Source organism: Streptomyces sp. NPDC002958, assembly GCF_055563255.1.
The window spans coordinates 41,540-55,883 of the sequence record NZ_JBVHDS010000016.1; the positions used below are offsets into that span (position 1 = coordinate 41,540).

The 14,344-nt window shown below is 68.1% G+C and carries 14 protein-coding genes and 1 pseudogene; 6 read left to right on the forward strand and 9 right to left on the reverse strand.

What is annotated here, in order from left to right; translation table 11 throughout:
- Positions 1-72 precede the first annotated feature (72 nt).
- The 4 genes from ACZ3IC_RS24225 to ACZ3IC_RS24240 form a co-directional block, all read right to left on the reverse strand.
- Positions 73-2,025: a multicopper oxidase family protein gene (locus ACZ3IC_RS24225; protein ID WP_467419097.1), complete on the reverse strand. Its 1,953-nt coding sequence runs from the start codon at positions 2,023-2,025 to the stop codon at positions 73-75.
- Between the two features lie 385 nt (positions 2,026-2,410).
- A complete protein-coding gene (locus tag ACZ3IC_RS24230) occupies positions 2,411-3,034 on the reverse strand; it encodes a CBS domain-containing protein (protein WP_467419099.1) in 624 nt (207 codons plus the stop codon).
- Between the two features lie 47 nt (positions 3,035-3,081).
- Positions 3,082-3,543 (reverse strand): cyclic nucleotide-binding domain-containing protein, encoded by a 462-nt coding sequence (locus ACZ3IC_RS24235; RefSeq protein WP_351254583.1) that lies wholly within the window; start codon positions 3,541-3,543, stop codon positions 3,082-3,084.
- A 164-nt stretch (positions 3,544-3,707) separates the two neighbouring features.
- Positions 3,708-5,054, reverse strand: a complete 1,347-nt coding sequence (locus tag ACZ3IC_RS24240; RefSeq protein WP_467419103.1) for a nicotinate phosphoribosyltransferase — start codon at positions 5,052-5,054, stop codon at positions 3,708-3,710.
- A gap of 326 nt (positions 5,055-5,380) precedes the next feature.
- Here ACZ3IC_RS24240 and ACZ3IC_RS24245 point away from each other — a divergent pair, with 326 nt between their 5' ends.
- Complete coding sequence (locus ACZ3IC_RS24245) at positions 5,381-6,283, forward strand: universal stress protein (RefSeq protein ID WP_467419249.1); 903 nt, start codon at positions 5,381-5,383, stop codon at positions 6,281-6,283.
- Here ACZ3IC_RS24245 and ppk2 read toward each other — a convergent pair.
- The gene (ppk2, locus tag ACZ3IC_RS24250) at positions 6,273-7,094 is read right to left on the reverse strand and encodes a polyphosphate kinase 2 (protein ID WP_351254577.1); all 822 of its coding nucleotides are present in this window, start codon (positions 7,092-7,094) and stop codon (positions 6,273-6,275) included. The two genes, ACZ3IC_RS24245 and ppk2, sit on opposite strands and share 11 nt — an antisense overlap.
- Before the next feature lie 201 nt (positions 7,095-7,295).
- A complete protein-coding gene (locus ACZ3IC_RS24255) occupies positions 7,296-7,799 on the reverse strand; it encodes a hydrogenase maturation protease (protein ID WP_467419106.1) in 504 nt (167 codons plus the stop codon).
- Between the two features lie 177 nt (positions 7,800-7,976).
- Between ACZ3IC_RS24255 and ACZ3IC_RS24260 the strand changes: the two genes are divergently transcribed.
- The 5 genes and pseudogenes from ACZ3IC_RS24260 (at position 7,977) to ACZ3IC_RS24280 (ending at position 12,577) form a co-directional block, all read left to right on the forward strand.
- Complete coding sequence (locus ACZ3IC_RS24260) at positions 7,977-9,137, forward strand: 4Fe-4S dicluster domain-containing protein (RefSeq protein WP_467419109.1); 1,161 nt, start codon at positions 7,977-7,979, stop codon at positions 9,135-9,137.
- A complete protein-coding gene (locus ACZ3IC_RS24265; RefSeq protein WP_467419111.1) occupies positions 9,134-9,592 on the forward strand; it encodes a Crp/Fnr family transcriptional regulator in 459 nt (152 codons plus the stop codon). The genes ACZ3IC_RS24260 and ACZ3IC_RS24265 overlap by 4 nt, the downstream gene beginning before the upstream one ends.
- Entirely contained in the window at positions 9,592-10,428 is an 837-nt protein-coding gene (locus ACZ3IC_RS24270; protein WP_467419113.1) for an FAD/NAD(P)-binding protein, read from the forward strand. The genes ACZ3IC_RS24265 and ACZ3IC_RS24270 overlap by 1 nt, the downstream gene beginning before the upstream one ends.
- A 1-nt stretch (position 10,429) precedes the next feature.
- The gene (locus tag ACZ3IC_RS24275; RefSeq protein ID WP_467419116.1) at positions 10,430-11,212 is read left to right on the forward strand and encodes an NADH-quinone oxidoreductase subunit B family protein; all 783 of its coding nucleotides are present in this window, start codon (positions 10,430-10,432) and stop codon (positions 11,210-11,212) included.
- A pseudogene (locus tag ACZ3IC_RS24280) lies at positions 11,209-12,577 on the forward strand (Ni/Fe hydrogenase subunit alpha). Before ACZ3IC_RS24275 ends, ACZ3IC_RS24280 begins: the two are co-directional and overlap by 4 nt.
- 353 nt (positions 12,578-12,930) lie before the next feature.
- Here ACZ3IC_RS24280 and ACZ3IC_RS24285 read toward each other — a convergent pair.
- The 3 genes from ACZ3IC_RS24285 to ACZ3IC_RS24295 form a co-directional block, all read right to left on the reverse strand.
- Positions 12,931-13,212, reverse strand: coding sequence for a DUF1876 domain-containing protein (locus ACZ3IC_RS24285; protein ID WP_467419117.1), 282 nt, complete (start codon positions 13,210-13,212; stop codon positions 12,931-12,933).
- A gap of 167 nt (positions 13,213-13,379) precedes the next feature.
- Positions 13,380-13,817, reverse strand: coding sequence for a hypothetical protein (locus tag ACZ3IC_RS24290; RefSeq protein WP_467419118.1), 438 nt, complete (start codon positions 13,815-13,817; stop codon positions 13,380-13,382).
- 54 nt (positions 13,818-13,871) lie between these two features.
- Complete coding sequence (locus ACZ3IC_RS24295; protein ID WP_467419121.1) at positions 13,872-14,303, reverse strand: Rv1733c family protein; 432 nt, start codon at positions 14,301-14,303, stop codon at positions 13,872-13,874.
- Positions 14,304-14,344 lie beyond the last annotated feature (41 nt).

The following is a 14,344-nucleotide window of genomic DNA, read 5'->3' on the forward strand; positions in this document are numbered from 1 at the left end:
GCCGCCACACCGGGTGACTGAATCGGTCACCGTCACATAGCGATGGCAGCGTGGAGCGAGGTGCCTTGGTGTTCAGCGAGGGCCGACACGGTAGGGCCGCATCATCTCGTTGTCCTCGTGTTCCAGCATGTGGCAGTGCCACACGTACTGTCCCGCCCGGTCGAAGGTGGCCTTGACCCGGGTGATGGCGTGCGGATAGGCGATCACCGTGTCCTTGAAACCGCTCTCCCCGGGCTCTGGAGGTCTTGCGCTGTGCCCGGTGCTCTGCCGGTCGACGACCTGGAACTGAACCTCGTGGATGTGGATCGGGTGGGCATCGGCGGTGGAGTTGTGTATTTCCCAGATCTCGGTCGCCCCGAGTGCCGGGTTCTCCGTGATGGGATCGCCCCATCCCATGGGGGTCGGGTTTCCGTGCCGGTCCACGGTGCCGAGCATCACCATTCGGGGGCCCACGCCCCGCAGGACCGCGGAGTTCTGCTCCTGCAGGGAGACTTGCCGCGTGTGGCTCGCTGGACCCAGTGGTTCGAACGGCGGAAGGGTGAGGTGAGCAGGGGGCACGGTCCTGTCAGGCGTAGTGAGCGGTCGTGCCACCGTGAATTTCATTACCTGTCCGGTGGTCCCGGGGGCCGCCGGCCGGAAGTCTGTGCCTGCTCTCCCGCCCCTGAACGGCTCGTCGGGGCCCTCGTTGATGAGGTACAGATCAGTTCCGACCGGGATCGAGGTGAAGTCGACGACGACGTCGGCGCGTTCGGCGGGGGCGGTGAGCAGTTGGTCGCGCTGCACGGGTGCGGGCAGGAAGCCTCCCTCCGAACCGATCTGCCAGAAGGGGAGCACCGGGTCTGCGGGACGAGGGGCCATCGGGTCTGTGACGATCTTCAGGATCAGGAAGCGTGCGTTGCAGCCGTTGAGGAACCGCAGGCGGTATCGGCGCGGCTCGACAGAGAGAGCGGGCCAGGTACGGCCGTTGGTCACCATCGTGTTGCCGAAGAACTCCGGGTTCCAGATGGGGGAGATGTCACTGTCCGGGATGTAGGGCCCGGTGAAGTGGTCGAATGATGCGCGGCTCGCCGGGTAGAACAGGCTACCGTCGGTCGAGAACGACCGGTCCTGAATGACGACCGGGATCTCGTAGTAGTGCCTTCCCGGGGGGTCGCCGAGTTTCGGCGCCGGCCCCGGAAGTACACCGTCCGGGAGGTCGGAGGGCCCGCCGCGCAGGAGGTAGAAGCCCGCCAGCCCCGCGTAGACGTTCAGCCGAGTGACCCCCAGGGCATGGTCATGGAACCAGGAGGTGGCGGCACGCTCCTGGTTGGCGTACTGGAATACGGCGGCTCCAGGCTCCCAGGCTGCGTCCAACTGGTTCTCGAAAATCGTCTTGAAGTGTTCATAGAAGGAGCCCACCCGTGCGTATCCGTCGGGGATGTCGGATGCGCGGGGTAGATACCACGCCTCGGGGTAGCCGTCGCTCTCCTGCGTGTTGTGCCCCCCGTGCAGGTGGGTCACGATCGGCACGGGTCCGGTATAGGGGCCGGCCGTCGAGGTGAAGGCCGGTCGCGTATCACGCCGTGAAATGCCGCCTTCGGGGTTGGCCCAGTGCAGTGTGGGGTCCACCGGCAGCAGGTGAGGCAGATGGTTGCCGTGGCGGTCGAGCAGCTGGTTCACCCACGTGACCCGTATGGCCCGGCCGAAGGTCGCCTCGACGGTGTGTGACGGGTAGGAGAAGCTTCCCGGATGCCGGGTCGACCCGTATCCCCACACCGTTGTGGCCGGCATACCGGCCGGCAGGAGCTGCTGCCGCAACTGCCGAACACCGATCGTGTAGTGGTCGACGCGTCCTGCCTCGTCTCTCTCGGCCCAGGGCATGACCGGCGGGACGGCGAGCTCGGTGACGTACTTGTCGATGCGCGTCGGGTCCAGTACACGGCTGGGGATCCCCGACCAGACCCGTGCGAAGGTAGACCCGGTGGGGATGAAGAGGCAGCTTCCGCAGACAAGGCCGGCCTTGATGAATTGTCGCCTTGTGGCCATCTGAGTCCTCCTGGAAACGTCCCCCCATCGGCTGCAGTCCCAGAAACCGTTCCAGTGTTTCCGACACAACGAAGAAGAGCCACTCGGAACGTCGAGGGCCGAGGTCTTCGTGCAGGCGCAGCGTTTCAGCTCGCCCGGCTCTCCACGCCGTGGGGTTCACAGCGCATGGTTTACGACGGTGGCGACAGTCGGCTTGATCAAGGAGACTGGTACGGCCCGGCCGGGGTTCAGTAGCAGCGCTGTCACGACACTGCCCCCACAGCGTAGAAGTCGCGTGTTCACTCCGCCGGAGGGAACTGCACCCAGTCGATACCCCTGCTGGTCGCGACCGCCCGCACGGCGGAGCCGGACCGGCTGTTGTGGGACGCAGTGCCTGGAGGGAACTTCAGCCAAGTTCCATGCGCACGTCCACGACGCCTTCCACCGCGCGAATGGCCCGAGCCAGAAGTGGCACCAGGGAACGGTTCCGGAGAGCTCCCCGCAGGGTGACGACACCATCCAGCACAGAGAATTCCACCCGGTCCGAGGGAGAGAGTCCGGCGACAACAGCGGATCGGATCTCCTCGTCGATCTCCTCGTCCGAGCGCAGGAACACCTTCAACAGGTCGCTGCGGCTCACGACGCCCTCCAGCATGCCGAGATTGTTCACGACGGGCAGTCGTTTCACTCGCTTGCGCGCCATGATGCGGGCGGCCTCGTCGAGCGTGGCGTCAGGGTGGACGGTGACGGCCGGACTCGACATCAGCTCCTCGGCCAGCACCGCGTCGGCCTTTGACGCCTCCTCCAGCTGGTCGGGCAGCTTCGGGGCGTCCTGCCGGAATTCCTCCTTCGGCAGCAGGTCCGCCTCGGAGACGACCCCGACGACGCGGCCCTCGCCTTCGAGGACTGGCACGGCGCTGACTTTCCATTGATGCATCAGCTCGACGATTTCCTTGTACGAGGCCTCGCGGCCGATGGCCACAGCGGTGTGGGTCATGACGTCGCTGACGGTGTACCGGAATGCAACCATGGGGTGCTCCTCGGGCGTGACTCTTGGGTGGTGGCAGGGCGGCGTGCTCACACAAACCCGCCGCTGCCGTGAGGGGCGTAGAGATCGAGCAGACGGATCCGAGTGGCCTGCAATCGGTGGGCGAGTACCTGCCCGACCCAGTGGCCGATGGCCGAGCCGAAGGCGGGGTCCGCGTCCATCATCATGCGTACGGTCGTCGCGTCGAACTCATGGGTACGGACAGGTGTCATGGCCTCTGCGCCGAGGTGCCAGATGTAGGGCTCGAACAGCCAGGCCCAGCCGACCAGTTCGCCGGAGCCGAGGCTTTCGATCGCTGCCGGGGGGCTGCCGGGTACGCGGATGTCCAGCGTGACGGTGCCCGAGCGCAGGATCCAGAAGCGGTCTGCGTGGTCTCCTTCTTGGAAGAGGCGGGTTCCCTGGGCGAAATTGACCTCCTGCCCGATCTGCATCAGGCGGGCACGGTACTGAGCAGGCAGGGCTGCGGTGATGCGAGTCGGAGAAGCGCTCATCGGTGGCCTCCTCTGTAGCCTCCGGCTTCAGCATCGCCGGACAGCCGGTTCACGGACATGGGTCCACCGGGCCCTCCCGAGGTCCCGTCCGGCCCTGGGCTGGAGAGCTCATCTGACGGATCTGCTGGCCGAGGTCACTCCTTGCACCCGATTGCGAGATCTGATCAGACGGCTCCGTGAGCGTCCCCCATCAGATTCTTCTCGATGTATCGACGGACATCTACGACGAGTGAGCTGAGGTGTCCTGAGAGTTCCGCCTTCGGCGCGGCGGGCGCCCGTATGGTGCGGGCCCCGGGCGGCAGTGCGGCGAGGTCGGTCATGAACCTTCGCCGGGCCGTGTCCAGCTCTGCACGTTCTGAAACGCGTCGCCCCTCCCGCATGACCGACTCAAGCAGCGGGACGCCATCCGGCGGCGGCTGCTCGTCGACGAGGGCTATGAGATCCGCGTATCCCGGTCTTCGGAACACCTGCTTGCGCCCCGGCGCCGTCACCTTGGCCGAGGACAGTTTCATCACGGGTCGGCTGTCGTACTCGACCAGCTTGTATGCGGAATCCAGGTAGGGGGCATCTGCGCAGACGCCGATCCGGGTGCCGACCGCGTACGTATCGATGGGCGCTTCGGAGCGGACCAGGCTGTCCACGGCGAACTCGTCGAGACCACCGCTCGCCACGATCCGTGTCTTCCGGAGGCCGGCGGCATCGAGGATGGTCCGCGCCTGTACGGCCAGGGCTCCGAGGTCACCGCTGTCCAGCCGGATGGCGCACCCCGGGCCGAGGCCCAGATCGCGCAGTACACGCGCTGCTGTCGCCACGCCTCTCACAGTGTCGTAGGTGTCCACGAGAAACGTCACAGGGCCCGGATGGGACCGGGCGAAGGCCCGGAACGCGTCCTCCTCGGTACCGAACGCTTCGATGTATGAGTGGGCCATCGTGCCGACAGCGGTCAGGCCCTCGGAGTGAGCCGCCGCCACATTGCTGGTTCCGGCGAAGCCGACCATGGCACCCAGCCGGGCGGCCTGGTGTCCGGCTTCGATGCCATGAGTGCGGCGCAGGGAGAAGTCCACGACCGGGTGTCCGTCCGCGGCCAGGACACACCGGGCACATTTGGAGGCGACGGAGGTCTGGTGGTTGAGCTGGTTGAGTACGTAGGTTTCGACGAGCTGGGCCTGAGGGAGGGGTGCAGTGATTTCCAGCAGGGGTTCTCCGGCCAGCACGATGTGCCCTTCGGGTACTGCCCGGACTTCGCCTCTGAATTCCAGGCCGAGCAGCGGTGCCAGATCCTCGGGCTGCCGTCCCAGCACGGAGGCGAAGACGTCCACGTCATCTGCGTCCACATGATAGGCGGAGAGGAAATCGAGGACCGAATCCAGCCCGGCACAGACAAGGAAACCTCGGTCCGGCGGCAGAATGCGCACGAACAGACTGAACGTCGCCGAACGTGTCATGCCCTCGCTCAGATACGACTGAGCCATCGTGACCTCGTAGAGGTCGGTGCTCGTTGCATTCGACATCGACGGCACCTTCCTCCCCGTCGCGTCATCCCTTACGGGTCTGCCGCCTGGCCGCCGCGCGCTCGCGCCGCACCACCCCGCACTCCTCCCTCCACTATCGGCCTCCTGCGTCTCGTGGGCCAGCCGGACGCCGAGGTGGCAACCAGCATCGCCGAGTCTCTTCTGCCGCTGCCGAAGAGCACGTCGTGCGTGCGGACCGGCCGGACCACGAAGGGGGGCCGAACGTTCCGTATTCGGGCCGAACCGGTCCTCACGAACGACCGCGCTCCAGTGCGACTGTGAGGGCAGGTACTTCTTGCCCGGTCGAGTGGAAGGCGGTGGAAGTGATGAAGTTGCTCCTGGTCGCGGGTGTGGACGGATCGGAGACCAGCCTGCGGGCAGTCGACTGGGCCGTCGATGAGGCGGCTCTTCATGGGCTGCCGCTGCGGCTGGTGTACGCGTCCAGGTGGGAGCAGTACGAGGGCGCCGCGCCGGCGCTCAGCCTGGGCCGCCCTTCGGAGCAGGCGCTCGCCGACAGCATCGTCGAAACTGCTGCTGAGCGTGCCCGTTGCCGTCATCCGGACGTCGACGTCTCGGTCGAGGTGACGCCCGAGGAGGCGGTGATCGCCCTTTTGCGCGAGGGACGCAATGCCGAGGCGCTGATCATCGGGGAGCGAGGCCGTGGCGGGCTCACCGGACTTCTGCTCGGCTCGGTCAGCCTGGCCGTGGCTGCCCGGGCCCCTTGTCCCGTCGTCGTCGTGCGCGGTGACAGGGCCGGAGTCGCAGGCGCGCACGGGCGGATCCTCGTGTGTATCGGGGAACCGGACAGGGGAGGGGCGGCGGTCCGGTTCGCCTTCCACGAGGCTGGGGCGAGGGGCTGCGAGCTGGATGCCGTACATGCCTGGCGCTGTCCCTCGCGCGACCGCGCCGACCCCCGGCGTACTGCCAGTGAGCACCTGTACCACAAGGAACGTGCGGCGACCCTGATCGACGAAGCGGTGGCCGAGTCCGTACGCGATCACCCGGCGGTCCGGCTGCACTCGGCGGCGGTCGAGGGAACGGCCGCAAAAGTGCTGGTCCGGCGCTCGGCCGCTGCGGACCTGATCGTTGTCGGAGCGCATCGCCGCCGCGGCCACCTCGGACTCCAGCTCGGCCGAGTTGCTCATACCTTGCTCCACCACGCCGACTGTCCGGTGGCTGTCGTACCTCTGGCGGCTCGTTCGTGCGAGACGCCTCGCCTCACTTCCTGAGTTGCGACGCGTGGTCGGGGACGTACGTCTGAAGGTTCCTCGGCGGTCGTTGGTACCCGGTGGCTGGAGGCCGCCGAGGCAGTTCGATCACCGGCGGAGCGACTGCTTCGTACGGCACGGTCGACAGGAGATGGGCGATCATGTTCAGCCGGGCCCGGCGTTTGTCGTCGCTCTCGACGACGTACCACGGAGCCTCCATGATGTCGGTATGGACGAACATTTCGTCCTTCGCCCGCGAGTAGGCCTCCCATCGGGTGATCGACTCCAGGTCCATCGGCGAGAGTTTCCACCGGCGGGTGGGATCCCGCAGCCGACGTCGGAACCGCTCCTCCTGCACCGCGTCACTCACCGAGAACCAGTACTTGCGCAACAGAATGCCGTCCTCCACCAGCATCCGTTCGAAGATCGGGCACTGGCGAAGGAACCGTTGGTATTCCTCCATGGTGCAAAAACCCATGACGCGCTCGACGCCCGCGCGGTTGTACCAACTCCGGTCGAGCAGGACCACTTCCCCCGCGGCTGGAAGATGCTCGGCGTAGCGCTGGAAATACCACTGGCCGCGCTCGCGTTCGGTGGGCCGCGGCAGAGCGACGATGCGTGCCACTCGGGGATTGAGGTGTTCGGTGACGCGTTTGATCGTGCTCCCTTTGCCCGCCGCGTCACGTCCCTCGAACACCACGACGAGCCGTGCGCCTTCGACGCGTACCCACTCCTGGAGCTTCACGAGCTCGGTCTGGAGCCGGTACAGCTCTCGCTCGTACAGCGAGCGCGGCAGCTTTCCGGGCTCCCCCGAGCCTTTCCTGTCCGACATGGGATGACGTTATGGAGGAGACCATGCCTGAAGTCAAGCGACAGCGCCGAACGGGCTTCGCTGCCGTGGCCGTAGGGCTGGTGGGTGTGATGCATCCGCCCGTGGCCGGGGGCGCCGGGTGACCCGGGGCGCGGAATCGCTCTGGCGTAGGAGATGGCTGTGCGAAAGGGAACGTACACGTCGAACGCAGCCAGTTCGCGCCTATCGGCTGCCGGCGGAACCCACGTGCAGCGCCATTTCTTCCGCGATCCGCTCGGCGAGCGGTTCCACGATGGCTGCGACGGGTGCTGACAGGCCGATGCCCAGGCTGCTGTTGGCTCCCTCGACGGCGTAGACGACCAGTTGTCCGGGTAGGCGGTCCAGTTCGCGGGCGAGTTCGACGGCGTCGCCGAGCCCGAGCCCGTGGGAACTCGTCGCACTGCCTGTCTGCGACAGCTGCCCATTGTCCAGTTTCAGGCGATGTAGCCGACCGGGATGCCCGGGGTGTGCGTGTGCGGCGTCCACCACGATGGCGAGGTCGGCGTCTTCCCACAGGGCGATCAGTCGGGCGGGGTCGCCGTCGCACACCAGAAGGGCGGTCCCGCTCGGCAACGGTCGTTCCTCGGCCCGTTTTGCCATCTGGGCCACGACGGCCCAGCCCACACCGTCGTCGTGGCGGAACTCGTTCCCGACGCCGATGACGGCGATCCGCGTAGTGAGGTTCACGCACTTGCCCCTTCCCGCCGGACGGGCTCGCCAGTTGTACCGGGTCCGCGTGGGGTCCGTTCGGGGTGACGGACGCAGCCACCTGGACCACGCAGGGGCCGGTCGGCCCATGCCGGGCCGCAGGTCCGTGCGCATACTGGCCGGGAAGGCATCATCGGCGGCGTCGGGAGGTTGGCGATGGCGGACGACGGCGGCACGGCCGCGGTGATCGACAAGGACGGCCTGGATGCGCTGATCACGGTCCTGGCCGGGCGTGGCCGTACGGTCGTGGGACCGACCGTACGCGACGGGGCGATCGTCCTGTCCGAGATCTCCGGTGGTGCGGAACTCCCCTACGGCTGGGGAGTCGAGTTGGAGGCAGGCGTCTACCGGTTGCGTGCCCGCGAGGACGGCGCCGTGTTCGCGCACAGCGCGGGCCCTCAGTCCTGGAAGACGTTTCTGCACCCGCCGCGGGAGCGGCAGTGGACAGCCGATCGCGGTGCCGACGGCGAGCTGGTGGTGACTGAGGACCGGACACCGTCGTCGTCGTACGCGTTCCTCGGCGTGCGCCCCTGCGACCTGCGGGCAATCGAGATCCAGGACCGGGTGCTGACCGGCGGGATGTACAGCGACCCGGCGTACCGTGGGCGTCGTGAGCGGGCCTTCCTGGTGGCGGTGGAGTGTACCGAGCCGGGTGCCACCTGTTTCTGCGTGTCCATGGGCACGGGGCCGGCCGTGGGGCCCGGCTACGACCTGGCGCTGACCGAGGTGCTCGATTCCGACGGCCACCGCTTCCTGGTGCGGACCGGGAGCGAGGAGGGAGAGTCGGTCCTGGCCGAGCTGCCCCACCGCTCCGCCGACACCGCGACCCGGACCGCGGCGAGTGAGCGTGTCGCCGACGCGGCGGATCGCATGGGCCGCAGCATGCCGCTGGTGGACCTGCAGGTGCTGATGCGCGAGACCCTTACGGCCGAGCGCTGGGACGACGTCGCGGCCCGCTGCCTGACATGCGGAAACTGCACCATGGTCTGCCCGACCTGCTTCTGCACCACCACCGAGGACGTCACGGACCTCACCGGAGACCACGCCGAGCGGTGGCGGCGCTGGGAGTCCTGCTTCGACCTGGATTTCTCCCATCTGCAGGCGGGTCCGGTCCGTAACTCCCCGCGTAGTCGCTACCGGCAGTGGGCCACCCACAAACTCGGCACCTGGTACGACCAGTTCGACAGCTCCGGGTGCGTCGGCTGCGGGCGCTGCATCGTGTGGTGCCCGGTCGGTATCGACATCACCGAGGAGGCCCATGCGCTGAACCTGGAACGGGAGGCCGCCCGGCAGGAGATGGGGGAGGGCCCGCCATGACCGTTGTTCGCCACGGGTTTCTCGGGGCCCTGTCGCCTGGCCACCGCGAGCGGCTGGTCATGTTCGCCCACGATGTCTCCTTCCCCGGTGGCACCCGCATCTTCGAGGAGGACGGCGTCGCCGACCGGTTCTGGATCATCCGTTCCGGGCTCGTCGCGCTCGACGTCCACGTCCCGGCCCGGCGCGAGGCAGTCCTGGAGACCCTTGGTGAAGGCGATCTGCTGGGCTGGTCCTGGTTGTTCGAGCCCTACCGCTGGCACCTCGGCGCGCAGGCCCGCAGCACCGTTTCGGCGTCCGAGTTCGACGCGGCGCGGGTCCGAGCTGCGTGCGAGGAGGATCCGTCGTTCGGCCTGGCGTTGACCAACTGCGTTGCGCAGGTGATCGCACGGCGGCTGAAGTCCACCCGCATCCGTCTGTTGGATCTGTACGGGCCCCCCGACGTCGGTGAGTCGTGATGACGGCTTCCGCGCCATTGACTGCTCGGCCGGGAGCTGTCCCCATTCCGTACCGGGTGGTGGAACGCGAGGCCGAGACGCCCGACGCCGCCACGATCGTCCTGGAACCGGTCCGCTCGGCCCTGCCCCCTTTCGTTCCTGGGCAGTTCGCGATGGTGTACGCCTTCGGTGTCGGCGACATCCCGTTGTCGGTCTCCGGGATCGATGGGCACCGGCTGACGCACACCGTCCGCACGGTCGGAGCGGTCTCCGGCGCGCTGCACGGGCTGCGGCGTGGTGACACCGTCGGAGTGCGCGGTCCGTTCGGCACCGGCTGGGAACTCCCCGCCGCAGCCGGGAACGACCTGCTCGTCGTGGCTGGAGGTATCGGTCTGGCGCCGCTGCGCCCGCTCGTACGCGACGCGCTCGCCGCACCCGAGCGGTACGGACGGCTGAACGTTCTCATCGGAGCGCGCACGCCCCACGAGCTGCTCTACGGCGAGGACGTTCGCGGCTGGCAGCCGGCTGCCCGGGTCTTGACCGCCGTGGACCGCGCGGACCCGCTGTGGCAGGGCGACGTGGGTGTCGTCACGACCCTGCTCGACCGGGCCGCCTTCGGCCCCGGGGCGTCGGCGGCGTTCATCTGCGGCCCCGAGCCGATGATCCGGGCCACCGCCGGCGAGCTGGTGCACCGCGGCGTCGATCCGGGGCTGATCCGGGTCTCGCTGGAACGCAATATGCACTGTGCCACCGGCCACTGCGGGCACTGCCAGCTCGGCCCCCTCCTGCTCTGCCGCGACGGCCCCGTCGTCAGCTGGACCAAGGCCCAACCCCTTCTCATGGTCAGGGAGTTGTGAAATGACCGCGAGCGAACACCTGAAACTCGCCGTCTGGAAGTTCGCTTCCTGCGACGGATGCCAGCTCACCTTGCTGGACTGCGAGGACGAGCTCCTCGGCATCGCCGAGAGGGTGGAGATTTCCCACTTCCTGGAAGCTTCCAGCTCCGACGCGCCGGGCCCGTACGACCTGTCGCTGATCGAGGGATCGGTCACCACCCGGCAGGACGCCGACCGGATCCAGCACATCCGGGCCGCCTCCAAGCGGTTGGTGACCATCGGGGCGTGCGCGACCGCGGGGGGCGTCCAGGCGCTGCGCAACTACGCGGACGTCGCCGACTTCCAGGCTGCTGTCTATGCCAGACCGGACTACATCGAGACGCTCGCCACCTCCACACCCATCAGCGCCCATGTCCCGGTGGACTTCGAGCTACGCGGCTGCCCCATCGACCGTGGCCAACTGGTGGAGGTCATCACCGCCTACCTGGCCGACCGTAAACCGGACGTCCCCGCGCACAGTGTCTGCTTCGAGTGCAAGCAGCGCGGCACGGTCTGTCTGACGGTGGCCCACGGCACGCCCTGTCTGGGGCCGGTCACCCACGCCGGATGCGGTGCGCTCTGCCCCGCGTATGGGCGTGGCTGTTACGGCTGCTTCGGCCCGTCCAACTCGACCAACTTCCCCTCGTTCATCCCCCTCCTGCGCCGCGATGGCATGGACACTCTCGACGTGGTGCGGGTGCTGCGCACCTTCAATACCGCCGCTCCTGAGTTCGACGCGGCCTCCCGGAAGGAACTGGAAGGATGACCCACCGCGGCTCAAGGGTGTTGCACGTCGGATCGCTCGCCCGCGTCGAGGGCGAGGGCGCACTGTACTTGCGCATGGACGGCGCCGAGGTTGCAGAGGCCCGGCTGGCGATCTACGAACCGCCACGCTTCTTCGAGGCATTCCTGCGCGGACGCTCCTACACCGAGCCGCCCGACATCACCTCCCGGGTGTGCGGGATCTGCCCGGTCGCGTACCAGCTGAGCGCCTGCCGAGCGATCGAGGACGCCTGCGGTGTCGTCGTGGAAGGACAGTTGGCCGCGTTACGGAGACTGCTCTATTGCGGTGAGTGGATCGAGAGCCAGACGCTGCACATCCACCTCCTCCACGCGCCCGACTTCCTCGGCTGCGACAGCGTCATCGACATGGCCCGCACCCGACGTGCCGACGTCGAACGCGGCCTTCGGCTCAAGCAGGCCGGCAATGCGATCATGGAGCTGCTGGGCGGCCGGGCGATCCACCCGGTCAATGTGCAACTCGGTGGCTTCCACCGCATCCCGACCACGGCCGAACTGCGCCCGCTGGCCGAGCGGTTGCACCGGGCTCGCGACGACGCGGCCGAGACCGTGCGTTGGGTGGCCGGCTTCGAGTTCCCCGATGCCGGCTGCGACAACGACCTGTTCGCCCTGTCCGAGCCCGGCACCTACGCCATCGAGTCCGGCACCCCGACCGTCATGGCCGCGCCGCACACCGCCGGCCTTCCCCCCCGAGTCCGACCGCGCGCTGCCCACCCGTACCTTCGGGGTCCACGATTTCGGCGCCCACGTCACCGAGAGCCAGGTACCCCACTCCACCGCCCTCCACTCCCTGCTGGACGACCGCCGCCATCTCACCGGCTCACTCGCCCGGTACGCCATCAGCGGCCGCTGGCTGTCCCCGATCGCCCTCCAGGCCGCCCACGATGCCGGACTCGGCGACCCCCGGCAGGGCACTGTCTGTCGAAACCCCTTCCGTAGCATCATCGTCCGGGCGGTTGAGGTGCTCTACGCGGCCGACGAGGCACTGCGGATCATCGACGCCTACGAACCCCCGCCGCGCCCCTATGTCGACGTGCCCTCACGAGCCGGTACCGGGCATGGGGCGACCGAGGCGCCGCGCGGTCTCCTGTACCACCGCTACACCCTCGACTCCGAAGGGACCGTCACCGACGCCGGCCTAGTCCCGCCGACCGCGCAGAACCTCGGCGCGGTCGAGGAGGACCTCCGCCGCATCGTGCAGGAACGCCTGGGAGACGGCGACCCCACCGACGCGGAGCTGACCACCCTGTGCGAACGGGCGATCCGCAATCACGACCCGTGCATCTCATGCTCGGCCCACTTCCTCGACCTCACCTTCGAGCGAACCTGAAAAGCGAACGAGGGGTGTGTGAATAGCGCGCCGGCTCACCGGTCCGGCGTCGGCCGCCGCGCCGACGTAGCTCGTTGCGCCCGTACTGCAACAGCCGCCCCTGCACCTCGGTGCAGGTCAGCGTTCGCGAACTGCGCAGACCGCAGGGGAGTGCGGCACGGCACGCATCGGGGCCACGTGCATCCGGAGCGCATTGGACATCGGGCGGAAGTGCCACGGCCGACTGTTGTGCAGTGGCGGTGCCACGACTCCGGCTGAGCCCTGCAGAAGCGGCTCTTCCAGGGGCAGGGACCGCTCGGCCATGGCGGATCTCTTCCTGCCCACCAGCCAGGGCGGCTGCTTTCGACGCCCGTTCAACCGGACGCGGCAAGGTCACCCGACGCGGAGTCGGTGCTTCCGGCGCGGAGCAGCTGGTTTCCGAGGTCGATCAATGCCCGGCCGGCGGCGTACTCGTCGCCGATCTCGGGAACGGGCGTGTCGTGAGGGTTGCGCTGGGCGGAGGCGCGACTCCGAAGGGTGGTGTCACCGGTGTCGAGGACGGCGTGAACCTTGGTGAGGTCACCTTCCTCGAAGAGGTCCAGACGCACGCTCCACTGCTTGCTGTGTGGCTTCTCGGTGCTGGTGTGCTGGGTCATGGCCAAGACTTCCTTCCGCTGAATGGTCCAGGCTGCCGGGGACGCGGCCGCTGTCGGCACCCACGCCGGCAGAAGCACACGACCGACTCGCATTCGGCGCGACAACGGTCCTTCTCGACTTGCTCCGGCCTCCATACTGCGCCGTGTGAGCCGTGCCGGACTTGGGCCTACTGGCCCACAGGGCGTGCCGGACGGGGGTCCGTGGCCGCCGCCCCAACGAGCACGCCGCCAGCCAGCACGAGCGCCGCTTCGAACTCGTCGACCTCGACCCCTTCCGCTACACAACGGACTTTGCCGACCACATACCCCACGCCAACAGCTGCACCGTGCGCCATCTGCGGCGCGTCGCGCCGCTCAAGCTCGTCGAAATGACCGCTGGCGGCTCCTGGCGGAATGCGCCCATGGCCCTCGACATCCCCGAAGGTCATGCCGGCACTGCACTCAACAAGCTCCGCCACCAGTTCGGCGGCAGCGACTTGTGGACACGCTTCGAAGTTGCCGAGCAGCTCGCCCTGTATCTCGACACCCTGCCTTGGCGCGTCGACTACGCCCGCCGTCGAAACGTGCTTGCCACCTGGCAGATGCCCGCACTGACTGGGCCACACTCTGCGAGGGCCTGCCTCAGGCAGACTGGCTCACCGCGCAGTACGGCACGGCCCTCAGGTGCCGCTCGCGACCGCGGTGCCGACCCCGATGCCCTCGACGCTGGCCTCCCCCGGAGTGACGGGGTGGCGCAGCAAAGTGCCGTGTCCGTCGAGCCATGCGGTGGTCCGGTCGCCAGCTTTAAGGTCCGCCGGCACCGCTGTCTCTCCTGTCCGGACAGTGCCATCGGGCGTCGTCCACCGCACCGTTGCCTGGACCTTGCCGCCGCCCACACCCGGGGAATCGATACCGATCACGGCCGGCGGATTCTCGGTCAGAACCACCGACACGCTGTGCCATCCCTGACTTTGTTCGTGAGCCCCGGCGTCTCCCGCTTGCGCGGCGGCCAGTCCAGCACTCGGAGCCGCCACGGCGATCAGCACCGCTGTGGCCAGTACGAGCCAGGATCCGCGACGTCCGAACCACGCCTGAGCGGGTTGCGCCGCCAACGCCAGAAAACCGTGCTGAAAGGCATCGCGCGCCCCCCTTT